14 protein-coding genes and 1 tRNA gene are annotated in these 12,916 nt (G+C 38.4%); 9 read left to right on the top strand and 6 right to left on the bottom strand.

What is annotated here, in order from left to right; genetic code table 11:
* The 3 genes from CLV96_RS03300 to CLV96_RS03290 all read left to right on the top strand — a co-directional run bounded on the left by CLV96_RS03300 (position 1) and on the right by CLV96_RS03290 (position 2,461).
* The gene (locus CLV96_RS03300) at positions 1 to 1,020 is read left to right on the top strand and encodes an HD domain-containing phosphohydrolase (protein ID WP_004788301.1); all 1,020 of its coding nucleotides are present in this window, start codon (positions 1 to 3) and stop codon (positions 1,018 to 1,020) included.
* A gap of 11 nt (positions 1,021 to 1,031) precedes the next feature.
* Positions 1,032 to 1,892 carry an AraC family transcriptional regulator gene (locus tag CLV96_RS03295; protein WP_004789182.1) on the top strand — a complete coding sequence of 287 codons (861 nt, stop codon included), beginning with the start codon at positions 1,032 to 1,034 and terminating at the stop codon, positions 1,890 to 1,892.
* 77 nt (positions 1,893 to 1,969) lie between these two features.
* Positions 1,970 to 2,461 carry a GyrI-like domain-containing protein gene (locus tag CLV96_RS03290; RefSeq protein WP_004789027.1) on the top strand — a complete coding sequence of 164 codons (492 nt, stop codon included), beginning with the start codon at positions 1,970 to 1,972 and terminating at the stop codon, positions 2,459 to 2,461.
* Between the two features lie 21 nt (positions 2,462 to 2,482).
* On the opposite strand, the gene CLV96_RS03285 is transcribed toward CLV96_RS03290, so the two are convergent.
* Both CLV96_RS03285 and CLV96_RS03280 read right to left on the bottom strand, forming a co-directional pair.
* A complete protein-coding gene (locus tag CLV96_RS03285; protein WP_004788629.1) occupies positions 2,483 to 3,214 on the bottom strand; it encodes a class II aldolase/adducin family protein in 732 nt (243 codons plus the stop codon).
* Positions 3,215 to 3,246: 32 nt separating this feature from the next.
* A complete protein-coding gene (locus CLV96_RS03280; protein WP_004788559.1) occupies positions 3,247 to 3,891 on the bottom strand; it encodes a class II aldolase/adducin family protein in 645 nt (214 codons plus the stop codon).
* Between the two features lie 147 nt (positions 3,892 to 4,038).
* On the opposite strand from CLV96_RS03280, the gene CLV96_RS03275 reads away from it, so the two are divergent.
* The 3 genes from CLV96_RS03275 (at position 4,039) to CLV96_RS03265 (ending at position 6,748) form a co-directional block, all read left to right on the top strand.
* Positions 4,039 to 4,662 (top strand): TetR/AcrR family transcriptional regulator, encoded by a 624-nt coding sequence (locus CLV96_RS03275; protein WP_004788860.1) that lies wholly within the window; start codon positions 4,039 to 4,041, stop codon positions 4,660 to 4,662.
* A 66-nt stretch (positions 4,663 to 4,728) separates the two neighbouring features.
* Positions 4,729 to 6,228 (top strand): PP2C family protein-serine/threonine phosphatase, encoded by a 1,500-nt coding sequence (locus CLV96_RS03270; RefSeq protein ID WP_243836397.1) that lies wholly within the window; start codon positions 4,729 to 4,731, stop codon positions 6,226 to 6,228.
* A gap of 229 nt (positions 6,229 to 6,457) precedes the next feature.
* Complete coding sequence (locus tag CLV96_RS03265) at positions 6,458 to 6,748, top strand: hypothetical protein (RefSeq protein WP_020777494.1); 291 nt, start codon at positions 6,458 to 6,460, stop codon at positions 6,746 to 6,748.
* Positions 6,749 to 6,916: 168 nt separating this feature from the next.
* Here the strand turns inward: CLV96_RS03265 and CLV96_RS03260 are convergent, their stop codons facing one another.
* Together CLV96_RS03260 and CLV96_RS03255 are read right to left on the bottom strand one after the other, a co-directional pair.
* The gene (locus tag CLV96_RS03260; protein ID WP_243836396.1) at positions 6,917 to 7,747 is read right to left on the bottom strand and encodes an SDR family NAD(P)-dependent oxidoreductase; all 831 of its coding nucleotides are present in this window, start codon (positions 7,745 to 7,747) and stop codon (positions 6,917 to 6,919) included.
* The gene (locus CLV96_RS03255; RefSeq protein WP_004788426.1) at positions 7,744 to 9,174 is read right to left on the bottom strand and encodes a flavin-containing monooxygenase; all 1,431 of its coding nucleotides are present in this window, start codon (positions 9,172 to 9,174) and stop codon (positions 7,744 to 7,746) included. Before CLV96_RS03255 ends, CLV96_RS03260 begins: the two co-directional genes overlap by 4 nt.
* Positions 9,175 to 9,267: 93 nt before the next feature.
* Here CLV96_RS03255 and CLV96_RS03250 point away from each other — a divergent pair, with 93 nt between their 5' ends.
* Together CLV96_RS03250 and CLV96_RS03245 are read left to right on the top strand one after the other, a co-directional pair.
* Positions 9,268 to 9,930 (top strand): TetR/AcrR family transcriptional regulator, encoded by a 663-nt coding sequence (locus CLV96_RS03250; protein ID WP_004788505.1) that lies wholly within the window; start codon positions 9,268 to 9,270, stop codon positions 9,928 to 9,930.
* A 101-nt stretch (positions 9,931 to 10,031) separates the two neighbouring features.
* Entirely contained in the window at positions 10,032 to 10,886 is an 855-nt protein-coding gene (locus tag CLV96_RS03245; RefSeq protein ID WP_196795761.1) for an ankyrin repeat domain-containing protein, read from the top strand.
* A 101-nt stretch (positions 10,887 to 10,987) separates the two neighbouring features.
* Here CLV96_RS03245 and CLV96_RS03240 read toward each other — a convergent pair whose 3' ends face one another.
* Positions 10,988 to 11,662 (bottom strand): CDP-alcohol phosphatidyltransferase family protein, encoded by a 675-nt coding sequence (locus tag CLV96_RS03240; RefSeq protein ID WP_040917752.1) that lies wholly within the window; start codon positions 11,660 to 11,662, stop codon positions 10,988 to 10,990.
* Positions 11,663 to 11,765: 103 nt separating this feature from the next.
* On the opposite strand from CLV96_RS03240, the gene CLV96_RS03235 reads away from it, so the two are divergent.
* Positions 11,766 to 11,842: transfer RNA gene (locus CLV96_RS03235), tRNA-Asp, on the top strand.
* Positions 11,843 to 11,855: 13 nt separating this feature from the next.
* On the opposite strand, the gene fliG is transcribed toward CLV96_RS03235, so the two are convergent.
* A complete protein-coding gene (gene fliG, locus CLV96_RS03230; RefSeq protein ID WP_004788610.1) occupies positions 11,856 to 12,875 on the bottom strand; it encodes a flagellar motor switch protein FliG in 1,020 nt (339 codons plus the stop codon).
* Between the last annotated feature and the right edge of the window lie 41 nt (positions 12,876 to 12,916).

Here is a 12,916-nt window from a genome sequence, read left to right as displayed (position 1 = left end):
GTGGAAAAAAAACATAAACCGAAGGTTTTGATCATTGATGATGAAGCGACAAATTTACAAATACTCAATGAAATTTTACAGAATGACTACCACCTTTTGTTTGCAAAAGATGGAAACAAAGGAATAGAACTGACCATATCTGAAGAACCGGAACTCATTTTGCTTGATGTGATGATGCCTCTGATGACTGGACATGATGTCTGTAGAATTCTAAAATCGAATGAAAAAACTAAATATATTCCCGTGATTTTTGTGACAGCTCTCAATGACATTGAAGATGAAGAAAAAGGATTTCAGTTAGGTGCTGTTGACTATATCACAAAGCCGGTAAGTCCTCCGATCGTAAAAGTTCGGATCAAAAACCATCTTTCACTCGTCAATGTAAACGAAGTAAAAACAACCAGACTGCAGATTGTGCAACGTTTAGGTATGGCATCTGAATATAAAGATAATGAAACAGGAATGCACGTGATTCGTATGAGCCATTATTCTCAAACTTTAGCTCTTGCTTTTGGTTACAGTTCTGAGCAAGCTGAAGAAATTCTCAATGCAGCCCCGATGCACGATGTCGGAAAAATTGGAATTCCGGATCACATCATTCAAAAGCCTGGAAAACTAAGTCCAGAAGAATGGGAAATTATGAAACGCCATCCAGAGATCGGTGCAGAAATCATCGGGGATCATCATTCAAGTCTTTTAAAATTAGCTAGGTCCATTGCCATTACTCATCATGAAAAATTTGACGGGACGGGATATCCATACCAATTGAAAGGAGAAAAAATTCCATTGGAAGGAAGGATCATTGCGATTGCCGATGTATTTGATGCTTTAACGACGGTAAGGCCTTATAAAAAAGCTTGGGAAGTTGATGCTGCCATTGATTTTCTAAAACAAGAATCAGGAAAACATTTTGATCCTGTTTTAGTCCAAAAATTCATTACGGTTTTACCGAAAATTCTTGAGATCAAAAACCAATGGCCTGAAGAAATAGAAATCCAGAAAAAAGAGGATTTGAAATGATGTAAAATCAAATGGATTATTATGACCATATCAAACAAGCGATTGAATTTATCGAAAAAAATCTAAGAGAAGATATTAGTGCTGAAGATGTATCCAAAAATGCCTTTCAGTCCAGATGGCATTTCCAAAGGATCTTTCGGTATGTTACTGGTTATTCTGTTTATACCTATATAAAAAAAAGACGTCTTACTGAAGCAGGGAATGATTTAATTTTAGGAAAAGATAAGATCATTGATATTGCATTAAAATACCATTACACAACTCCAGAATCTTTTCTTCGTGCCTTTCGATCCGAATATGGATACAATCCTTCTGAATATAGAAACCAGTTAGAACATAAAAATTTTTCTAAGTTGGAGGTAGATTTGTTACGTGATGGGATTCGGATTGATGGTTCTAAAATCAAAACTCATATTGTGACAAAAAATGAAATCACATTTATTGGAAAAACTTACAGAACCACCATGCAAAAATGCCAAAATGAAATCGATATTCCTAAATTCTGGGGGGAATTTATCGGTGGCGGATTTATGGAACCTATCAAGAACCGACTCAATCAATCGTTAATCGGTATTTATACTAACTGGGACTATGCGGAAAATTTTGATGTTTTGATTGGGGCACAAGTAACAAAGGAGACAAAGATTCCTTCCGGATTCGTAACACATAAGTTGAAACCAGCAAAGTATATGGTTTTTACTGTTCCTGGAAATACGAACGTGGACATCCTCAGTGGCTGGAAGTACATTTATGGAACCTGGATGCCAAATACTGGATACGAAAGAGAATTTAGTGATGATTTTGATTTATTCGATGACAGGTTCCAATCGAATACGAATCCAGAATCGGAAATTTACATTCCAATTAAGTAAATTCTTTTTTCCCAGTCTCTTTAGCAAAAAGCACAAATAGTCAAGAACCCAAATCCAGTTTGGGTTAGGATCTATTTATGGAACAAACTTCAACACAGAAAATTCATTTAGAATCAATGGTCCTTGTTGGGATAACAGCACGAACTTCCAATGCCAAAGAAATGACTGGAAATGGAAAAATTGCCACACTTTGGCAAAGGTTTTGGGAAGAAGGGATTCTTTCCCAGATTCCAGACCCCTTGGTACCTTCCGAAATTGTTGTGGCTTATACAGAATTTGAAACGGACCAAAACGGAGAATACACCATCTTAATTGGAGCGAAGGTTGGCTCTGCCAAATCCCTCCCATCTCACTTAACAGCCATAAGTGTTTCTGAATCTGATTATATACAAGTTCCCACAGAGTGGGGCCCAATTTCAAAAATAGGAATCAATACCTGGAAAAAAATTTGGTCGGAAGAAAAATACCGCAAAAATCGATCTTACAAAACTGATTTGGAAATTTACGGTGCCAACGCAAAAGACCCCAACCATTGCCAGTTTGATATTTACTTAGGAATTCGTTCGTAAATATTATACACTAAACTAGTGTTAGTAAGCTTTAAAGCCCGTTGGCCTTTCACCGCGGGCATAAGCCGCGCTTGCTTTTTTTTCATCTTTGATCAGTCTACTTTTGGCGATGAAACGTACCCACCAAGGTATGTTTCGGATCGGACTTCCTGTGGAATGTGCTAAAAGATAGGCTTTCGAACATTTTTCAATCAACTCACAGTTGTATATGGCTTTCTCCCGTGTGACACTGGTGATGACCACTGCGTCTTCATCCAAAAATGCATTGGCACCGCTGAGGACAATGGAACTTGTTTCTACGGTTCCATCAATTCGTTTGGGAATAGGAAAAACTGGTGCACCAAGTTGGCGACACTGTTCATCGAATACCAATGGGAGAGGATGGTTTAATGTCTTTAGTAAAGAACTCCACTCTGGCTGAAAGGAAACTATGGCTCCTAGATCAGACCTTAAAGAATACAAACTTGCATGGAAACGAATTTGGTTGAGAGTGGTTTCGTCTTTTGATTGGATTTTTAAGGAAGAGGTTGGATTTTGAATCGGGAATTCTCCTATTTCTACTTTTGATTTTTTTCCTTCTCCTCTATGGATGAGAAGAAAACTTCCTTTGCCCGGAAGACGAAAGGAAAGATCGGCTTTATGAGTTTGTAATAAACCTTTTGATTCTAAGCGGTGCCATAATTGATTTATTTCTTCTGCATCAGTTTGTGTTTCTGATTTTGGATTTTGTTTTTTAGTAGTAGTCGATTTCATTTTTTTCCTTAGGTTGAATTCGCAAATTTATTTTAGAGAGCTTCGATTAACTGGGCTTTCATTTCTTGTGGCATATGGGATAAATTTGGATTTTTCTCAATTCTTGTTTTTAGAAAATGAGCAGCTTCTTTTTCTAATAACTTTACACTTGCGATTGCTTGTTCCAAAGTCAAAGCTCCGCAAACCAAACCATGGTTACGCAAAAGATATGCATTGGTTTCTTTGATAATTCTTTTTCGAAATGCTTTGACAAGAAAGGAAGTGCCAGAAGGAGCATAGGATACAATTCGTACAAAATTTCCTATGTGTTTTTTTCCTTCCCTAGATTCAATGTCTAAGTCCAAACCCAGTAAAGAAACCGCACTGGCAAGTGGTTGGTGCGTGTGTAAGCTCACTTGGATTTCTGGTCTCAGACTAAAAAAAGAAGCATGAATTCCACTTTCGGTTGTTGGTTGTTTCGTTCCATCCACCATTTTTAAGTCTTTGATTTGTAAAATACAAAGGTCCTCTGGTTTCATTGTATAATAATCTGTTGCCGAAGGAGTGACTGCCATCAGTTCCGAATCGATCCTAACAGCTAAATTTCCACCGACCCCTGCTAAAAAACCAAGATCAGCTAACTTGATACAGGCGGAAAGCATTGCCTTTCTTACGGTTTCTATTTTTGAATCTTTCATCGCTTTCGTCTCCTGTCTCGGGCGAAATCATTACCCGACATCTGTCGATTAGAATTTTCTGCGATTTGGGCATTTGTCGACTATTTTTTGGTTTTTTATTCTTTTTTTGCTTGAATTTGGTTAAAAACTCGGCACTTGTCGGTAAGAATGCAAAAACAATTCAAAACTCACCGGGAAAAAGCAGATGACCTGGGACGCCCTGCGGTCCTTGTCCAAGCTTTGCGAGAGCTCTTGCGAACGGAATCACCGGAATCCATTACCTATGCCAAGGTTTGTGAAAGAGCTCGCATTCCACGCGCATCTGCGTATCATTTTTTTCCCAATATGGGAGCATTGTATCTTGGTCTTCGTTTGGTGCATTCTGAACTTGTCTCCGAGAGATTGGCCAAGGTAGACACTTCGGTCTTTGAGACTTGGCAGGACTATGTACATTTTCTGGCAAAAGAAGCGGCTGCTGTAGTTCGAGAAGACCCGGCCTTGGTTCGTGTTGTTTATGGAGTTCGAAACGAAGAAACCATGTACATTGGAAAGGCTTTGGATGAAAGAATCGCTGGACTTGCTTTGTCACAAGTGTCAGAACGATTTGTACTTCCTGATTGGCCGGAGGCAGCACGTAAGGTTGGGATTGCTGTCTCGATCATCGATTCCGTCTTTCGGTTTTCCTTTCGCGAAGGGGGGGAGATTACAGAAGAAATGGTGAGCGAAGCCGGAAGGGCAGCAGTCGCCTATTTACGATCCTACTTACCTGAATATCTAAAAGACAGGAAATAAATTTTTTTCATCAAACTCTGATTTTTACAAATCAAATATAGTGGTGGGATTGTCAGTGCCAATGTGATGTTACTTGCTCCGATCCTTGTATTGAATATGCTCATCCTTGGAAAGAAGTTTGATTGGATGGCAATTGTATTTTTTGTCGGATCTCTCTTTGGAGTGAATTACATCCAAGCTGTTCATCCTGAATGGTTTTTTGATTATTCTTCGGAGAAAGCTCGCAGCGAAGATTTTCTGATCACCGGTGTCTCCATTTTATTTTTACTTGGACTGATGTTACGAACTCTCAATCGTTCTTACGAAGATGCCATCGGAGAAGTGAGTCGTTTGAAATACCAACAAGATGGCGATTATTATCTCACCTCTTTACTCACTCGTCCGCTTTCTGGGATTCGCATTCGTTCGAAAACAGTTCAGATCCAAACATATATCAAACAAAAGAAATCATTCCAATTCAAAAATAGAGAATATGAACTCGGCGGAGATATCTGCGTTGCAGATCAAATTGTTCTTCGTGGCCGCAGTTACCTTGTTTTTGCGAATGGGGATGCGATGGGTAAGTCTATGCAAGGTGCAGGCGGAGTCCTTGTGTTTGAGACTGCCTTTCGGGCTTTAGTCGAACGAACCCACAGAGAAGGAATTCTTTCCGGATATTATCCCGAACGGTGGTTACATACAGCTCTCAACGATTTGAATGATGTTTTTGAGGGATTCGAAGGTTCGATGTCCATGTCGCTCCTACTTGGTTTAGTGGATGAAGAAAATGGGTTTTTGTATTATCTCAATGCGGAACATCCCTTTCCGATACGATTGAGAGACGGAAAGGCTAGTTTTTTATCTGAAGAAGCTACCAATTTTAAATTGGGAATGCTAAAAGACAGAGCAAGAATAGAAACCTGTTGGATTCGTCCGGGGGATACCATCATCATTGGATCGGATGGGCGAGATGATCTAAGTATGGGAAATACAACAGATACCAACCGTGTGATCAATATGGACCATACATCGATTTTGTTACATGCCGAAGTTAGTCTTGGGAATATTGAAACTTTGGGAGAACGTCTCCAAAAAATCGGAGAATTAACAGATGATCTTTCTTTACTGAGCATAAGGTTCCATCCTCAAACTCCAGTAGATTCCAGGGAGAGAAATGATCATTTAGAAGAGCCGATCCGACTTCATAAGAAAAACCAAGATAAGGAGGCTCTCCCATTGCTCACTCAGTATGCTGACCGCCATCCCTCTGACCCAGCAGTATGGAAATTACTGCACCGAGTGTATCGTAAATTGGAGAAACCGGCTGAAGCTGGCCGTGCCGCTGAGAATTTTTCAAATCTCCACCCATCCGGGCTACAAACGATCTTTGATGGTGCCATACAATATGCAAAAGCTAGTTTGATTGATGATGCCATTGACATGGCGGAAAGGATCTACAGCAGGAAACCGGAGGTAATTCCCGTGATTAAGATTCTCAGTCGACTGTATCAAAAGTCGAAACGGCTAGATAAAGCAGAAGAATACAAAAAAGAAATCCTACGTTTGCAAAATCACAGAACCACTTGAGTCAAAGTTTGGAGCCAATTCGTATCTTAGGGGTTAGGTGAATTTGACTCGGTAACTTTATGGGTATGTAGTTGAATTTTTACAAACATTCTCACTAAAATAGAATCATTTTTAAATAAATTAGTTTTGTGTGATTCTTCATCACAAAAATGAATTTACTTTTAATAATCCAAGCTTTGTTATCGTTTCCAGAAGGAAGATTTGATACTATCTTCATAAGGTTACATGTATGGAAGAAAACGAAACAATAGAAATACCACAAATCCAAGAAGAACCTGCTCCGGAAGTAGCAGTTGTGGTTAAAAAAGCAGCTCCTAAGAAGAAAAAAGCCGCAAAAAAGAAAGCAGCGAAGAAAAAAGCTAAGAAACCGGCAAAAAAGAAAAAGGCAGCTAAGAAAAAGCCTGCAAAGAAGAAAAAAGCAGCGAAGAAAAAAGTAAAAAAATCAGTTTCTAAAAAGAGACCGGCTAAGAAGAAAAGAGCTGCTAAGAAAAAAGTAGCAAGAAAGAAAAAAAGACGTTAATTACATAAGATTGGGATAATAGAGCCACCGAATTGTTTGATTTGGTTTTGGAACTATTATCCCATTCATTTACTTACTTTCGACAACCTTATTTAACGTACCATTCACCAACATTTCATGACAAATGACTATTTCTAAGTATTTTTGCTATCTGGAATAGGCAAATCATCAGTTGATTATTTGATTGATCCCTTTTGACTTTAACCACCTTTGTTTCTGAATTTCCCCGTACCATTTGAGAACAGGAGATGATTTCCCCATAAGCCAAGGGAAAATAGCTACGAGTCTTGAAACGATCCCATCAGAATATGGTACGTAGATTTCCACAGTTCCCTTTTTTATCCCTTGGAGAACTGCTTTTGCAACGGCATCAGGAGGTTGCACTGCATTGATCCAATTGAGAACGGTTCCACCGTTCAATGCTTCATGTAAAAGCATAGGTGTGTCTACAGCAGCAGGATAAACTCCAGAAACTTTTATATTGGAATTTTTTAGTTCTTCATACAGTGCCGTTAAAAAACCTCTTAGGCCAAATTTGCCCGCAGAATAGATAGATGAATCGGCTAAAGCGACGATACCACCGATTGACACCACCGATACTATTGACCCTCTGCCTTGTTTTAGCATGAGTGGCAAAATTCCATGAATGATTTGAATCGGGCTTAGTAAATTAATCCAAATTTGCCTATTTACATCCTTCAATGATTGGTTTGTAAATGGCCCTTCTTTTGTATACCCAGCATTGTTAATCAATACATCAAGTTGTGGACAGTCTCTTTGGATATTTTGAACTAAATTTTGGATATCATCAGGATTCGTTTGGTCACAGACATAAAACTTTGGATTTCCTTTCAAAAGCCCTTTGATTCTTGTCATTTTCTCTAAATTAATATCAGAAAGAAGCAGTTGGTATCCTTCATTTTCTAATCTAAGGGCAATTGCTTCCGCGATGGCACCGCCCCCTCCCGTGATCAAAGCGTATTTATGATTCGGCTTCACTTTGATTCGCCTCTTGTGGTAATTGAATCTGGTTTGATACCCAATGGATTTGTTATTTTTAAGGAATTAAATTGACCGAGTTTGAGTTCTTTCCATCCCATTTTTTTTTGAATTTTTGCTCTGTAATTTTTATATGCGACTTGGTTCACATAAACGGAATGTCTGCCAGTATTTAGATAGTGAATGTTTCCGTTTAACTTAGGCGCATCAGATTTTATATATTTGGAAAATCGAACGGCTGATGGATTCGATTTCCGCTTTGAATCAATGTAAGATGCAATTAAGTTTGCCATTTCATCAAACATTTTGTAGGCACCACCATCTGTTTCCATATATCCTAGAGCATACAAATTTTCGTAATTTCTGTTAAACAAAGTTAGGTATAGATCTGGCCTTCCATTTTTCCATTCAAAGTATTTTAAATCCATGTACGGGATCGACCAGTTGTAACCCGTGGCAAGGATGATCAAATCGATTTTTTCTTTTGAGGCATCTTTAAATAGAACATAATCACCATCCAATTTTTGAATATCGGGTTTTGCAATTACGTCACCGTGTCTCAGATTGTGCAGGAGTTGGTCATTGATGATGGGATGGGTTTCGAAAATTTTATGATCAGGGGCAGGTAAACCAAGTTTTGTTAAATCACCGACGATCAGCTTCAACAATTTACCAAATATCAATTGGGATATCCAATTTGGTATCCAATGAGCACCATCTCCAAACACATCTGCAGGTTGTCCGAATATATGTTTCGGAATGAAATGGTAACCTCTTCTAACACTAATATATGCTTGGTTGGCATTTGCACCGGCGTCACAAGCGATATCGCAACCAGAGTTTCCAGCACCAACGATTAAAACATTTTTCCCTTTAAATAAATTTGGAGATTTATAGTTTACACTATGTAGAATTTCTCCCGAAAAACTATCAGCTCCCTCTAAGGTTGGCTTATTAGGTGACCAAGTGATACCACTTGCACAAATAATGGCACCGAATAAATACGTTTCATTCGAGCTCGTTTCTACAAGCCATAACTCCTTATGTTTTTCAATGTTTTTGATAGTGGTATTGAATTGGATATTAGGATAGAGGTTAAAGGTTTTGGCAAAGTCTCGATGGTAGTTCAAAATTTGTCTATTGGACGGATAGTCCGGATATTCTTTGGGCATTGGAAAGTCAAAATAACTGGATAAATACTTTGAAGAGATAAAGTGTGCACTTTCATACATTGGTGAACCTGGATTTTGTATATCCCAAATACCGCCAACATCGTTATGTTTTTCAAATACTAGGAATGGAATTCCTTTATATAACAACGATCTCGCCATTGCAAGCCCAGCTGGACCTGCACCTACAATACATATTGTATCTGACTTATCGATCCAATTTGAAGAATCGGATTTACCATGATTTTTACTTTCCATACATACCCTCTGAAAAGTGAGCAATGCTCATGATTTAGAATTGGTCAAGTTCAAATTGGGTGATAATGGAAAAAAAGAAGTGCAAATTAAGGGATGAAGAATTCTTCTTTTCGTATGGGTCTAGAGTTGAAAATCCCAGTCCAAAGCAGAAGTCGAGATAGAGTAGAACTCATTCTGAAAACGGCAAAAAATTTGATTGGTGAACATGGAATTGATGCGATAAGTATGAGGGAAATTGCAAATACTGCAGGAATACAAATTGGATCCTTGTACCAATATTTCCCAGGGAAAAGCGCATTGTTATTAACAATCATGAATCAATATTATGATTCCTTGTATGACGAAACTAAAAGAATTTTAGAACCTGTTCGAACCATCGAAGAATTAGAAGTCGCTGCTGAAAAAGCATTCAAACAATTCATTTCTATTTTTCAAAAGGATCCGGCGCTTGCCAATCTTTGGGCTGGGGCCAGGGCAATCCCAGAATTAGTAACCGAAGACAATCGTGATACCTTTAGAAGTGCCGATCTCATTGTCAAAACTACGGTTCGTTGTTTGCCAAATCTTAAAGAAACTGAAGTTCGACCATTTGCTCTCTACTTTAGTCATACGATCGGAATGATACTTAGGTTTGTGCAAGAAATTGATGCAGAAAATGGTAAATCTGTCTTAAAAGAAGCTTTGGAAATTTTAAAATTAAAACTGAAAGAATTTGAAAAAATATCAAAGTTAAAATCGAAAAAGAAAAGTTCTTAATCGGATTTGCGATTTGAATTGTATACAATTGGTTCGATTTTTTTTGTTAGGTTTTTAAAATTTAATTCTTGTTTAATTGTTTTTTGTTATATGATAAAACAATGAAAAAACTCCTACCGTTAATTCTTTTTGGGGCACTTGTCTCTTGTTCCAGTTTGCCCTACACCATTGAAGATCGTAAATTCGACAAAGCCAAACAAATGATCGAAGATGGCGCTGATGTAAACCAAGGTTCCGACTGTTTTCACCCGCTTACTATTGCTGCAATGGAAGGTGATGAAGGTCTTGTGAAACTTCTTCTGGATAAAGGTGCCAAAGTTGACAATCGATCCAAAGAATGTGATTACACAGACCGAATTGGACCATTCCGAATGAAATTTCGTTGGGGTGCACGGACTGCTCTTGATCGAGTGGCCAATGCTAAAATTGCAAAATTACTTTTAGCAAAAGGAGCCAATCCCAATATAGCAGGATATCGAGAATATACTTTTGCACCAGACTTTGACGTGGCTTTATGGAATGCAGTTCGTATCGCTGATTTTGAATTGGTAAAGGTACTTGTTGAAGCAGGGGCCAATGTAAACGTTTATAATAATTCTGGAAAAAATGCCATTTGGGAAATGGCCGAGGCTAGAAAATCCCAAAAAAAACCTGAATTTCTTTCTTACCTACAATCCAAAGGTATGAAAAAACTTGAAATTACTGATGCAAAAGCCAAAACAACGGATGGAAAAATACTCACTAAATACAAACACATTGCCACAGGAGCCATAACAGAAATGCCGGCTGATATTGCAAAGGGTGTATATGAGAATCCAAAAAATTATTCAGCGCTAACAATAAACGCAGCTGATGGTGCTTACTACCATTATGCGGAATTTGTTTGGGCAGAAACTGGTCAAAATTTGTATGAGTGGTATTTACTTCGCAGAAAGAGAACTGGAACTTTGAAATAAATAGACTAATAACAAACTATTAACAATTTTGATTTCTACTTTTGGTTTTTTGTTTTTAACTTTTAATGTTTTAACAATTGAAATCTTAAGTAGAAATCAAATTAGATTTTTTGGTATTTTTTTGCCTGTTTTTTATTTTCTGGATCTAACTCAATGGCCTCTGGATGAAAAACAATATTCCAATACCGAAGGATATAAGCGACAACACCTGCGCTGAGTACAAAGAGTAAAACATAAGCCGAGATCACAGGATGGAGTAAAAAAGAATAAGGAGCACCAAATTTTAAAAAGTAAGGTAACGACATATACCAAATCACAGAAACGGCCACAATACCTACACCAAATTTTCCCCACCAGTTAGGCCGGCCTTGCAAACCTCGTTTTAAATACAAATACCCACCAAGCCATACTCCGAGGATCTCTCTGATAAAATATACAATGAGAATCCAACTGGGAAAATCAAAATGAATGGTCACCACAAACAGTCCACCGAGGGTTACAAGTTTATCACAAACTGGATCTAAGTATCTACCTAGAGTCGTTTCTTGATGGAGGAGACGAGCAAAGAGTCCATCGAGGTAATCACTGATAACTGCGGCAAGTGCATAAAAGATTGATGCAGAAAATGCACTTAAGTTAGCCGGATCATGTGCATAGGCATATGTACTTTGGAAAAAAAAAGGGAGTAACAACACCCGAAACACAGATAAAAAATTGGAAAGGGTAAAGATACGATCCTGGAAAAGGTCTTTGGCTTTTTTTTCTTCGATTTGCATAGAACCAATGCCAGATTCTAAAAATTCTAACGAAAGGCAAGAAAACAAATGAAAACTGTGTTGACTCTCGGAGTCGATTCTATAGTTTGGTTTTTATTCCGATGGAGTTGTAGCTCAGTTGGTTAGAGTGCCTGCCTGTCACGCAGGATGTCGCGGGTTCGAGCCCCGTCAACTCCGCCATCGGTTTTTCCCTTCACTCAATATATTCTTCTTTTTCTTTCTTAAATAGAATCTGATTTTCTTCTTCTAATACTCTTGCCACTTGTACAATCTTACTTCTCGCTTCGTTTATTTCTCGTAAGGTGACTCGCGGTTTCATATCCAAAGCATCTAAAATATCTTCTGACCTATTTTGGCTCATATTGTTTAGGAATTTTTTCCTGATTTCATCTCCTGCACCACGGATGGCAAGTGAGATCGCCGTATCATCAGCCAAACGATTGATGAGAATTCGCATTTCTTTGTTATCGAGAGAAAGGATGTCTTCAAAGGTATAGAGTTTTTCACGGACTTGGTCGGCAACATCTGGAGAAGATTCTTCTAGTTCCGAAAGAATGGTTTCTTCAGCACCTTTTTCCATAAAGTTCAAAATGTTCGCAAGAACATGGGCACCGCCAGCTTCTGAATATTCTTGTTTGTCTCTTTCTTCGTATCGTTTCTTTAAAATTCGTGCAATGTTTTGGATCACATCAGGATGGGTTTTGGATGTGGTGGCAAGTCTTACGGCAATTTTTGCCTGTTCTGGTTTGGGAAAAAGTTTCAAAACATCAGCGGCCTTTTTGGGATCCAGATGGGAGAGGGTGACCGCAATGATTTGAGGAGATTCGGTTCCGAGCATCCCTTGCAAAACACCTGGTTCCACTTGGTTTAGAAATTCAAAATCGTTTTTGGTTTCTTCTTTGTGGATCTTCTTTAGGATCACATTGGCTTTTTCTGCACCCACGGTATGTTCCAAAAGCGATTTGGCAGTGGAGAGGCCACCAGATGTGGTTTCGTTCAAATCTTCAATGGTATTATGAAATTCTTTTAAGATGACTTCTCTTTCTTCTTTGGAAATGGATCTTATTTTTGACATTTCCAAAATCACAGCTTCGAGCATGGAGTCGTCTAGGTGTTTCAGAACATCGGCAGCTCTTTCTTTGCCAAGGGATAAAAGGAGGAGGGCGGCTTTCCGTACGCCAGGTGTGGCGGATGTACTGTTCTCAGGCTTCATGTGACATAATTCTCCCGGTTTCCTGATACTGTCAAAAAAAA

The organism is Leptospira meyeri (assembly GCF_004368965.1).
Lineage (GTDB): Bacteria > Spirochaetota > Leptospiria > Leptospirales > Leptospiraceae > Leptospira_A > Leptospira_A meyeri.
This window is presented reverse-complemented; position numbering and strand designations above follow the sequence as displayed.

Bases quoted from the DNA above. Each gene is read 5' to 3' on its own strand.
- CLV96_RS03295 (WP_004789182.1), top strand. From the start codon at position 1,032: ATGGATTATTATGACCATATCAAACAAGCGATTGAATTTATCGAAAAA.
- CLV96_RS03270 (WP_243836397.1), top strand. From the start codon at position 4,729: ATGTTACTTGCTCCGATCCTTGTATTGAATATGCTCATCCTTGGAAAG.
- CLV96_RS03275 (WP_004788860.1), top strand. From the start codon at position 4,039: ATGCAAAAACAATTCAAAACTCACCGGGAAAAAGCAGATGACCTGGGA.
- CLV96_RS03265 (WP_020777494.1), top strand. From the start codon at position 6,458: ATGGAAGAAAACGAAACAATAGAAATACCACAAATCCAAGAAGAACCT.
- CLV96_RS03245 (WP_196795761.1), top strand. From the start codon at position 10,032: ATGAAAAAACTCCTACCGTTAATTCTTTTTGGGGCACTTGTCTCTTGT.
- CLV96_RS03290 (WP_004789027.1), top strand. From the start codon at position 1,970: ATGGAACAAACTTCAACACAGAAAATTCATTTAGAATCAATGGTCCTT.
- CLV96_RS03255 (WP_004788426.1), bottom strand. From the start codon at position 9,174: ATGGAAAGTAAAAATCATGGTAAATCCGATTCTTCAAATTGGATCGAT.
- CLV96_RS03285 (WP_004788629.1), bottom strand. From the start codon at position 3,214: ATGAAATCGACTACTACTAAAAAACAAAATCCAAAATCAGAAACACAA.
- fliG (WP_004788610.1), bottom strand. From the start codon at position 12,875: ATGAAGCCTGAGAACAGTACATCCGCCACACCTGGCGTACGGAAAGCC.
- CLV96_RS03240 (WP_040917752.1), bottom strand. From the start codon at position 11,662: ATGCAAATCGAAGAAAAAAAAGCCAAAGACCTTTTCCAGGATCGTATC.
- CLV96_RS03250 (WP_004788505.1), top strand. From the start codon at position 9,268: ATGAAGAATTCTTCTTTTCGTATGGGTCTAGAGTTGAAAATCCCAGTC.
- CLV96_RS03280 (WP_004788559.1), bottom strand. From the start codon at position 3,891: ATGAAAGATTCAAAAATAGAAACCGTAAGAAAGGCAATGCTTTCCGCC.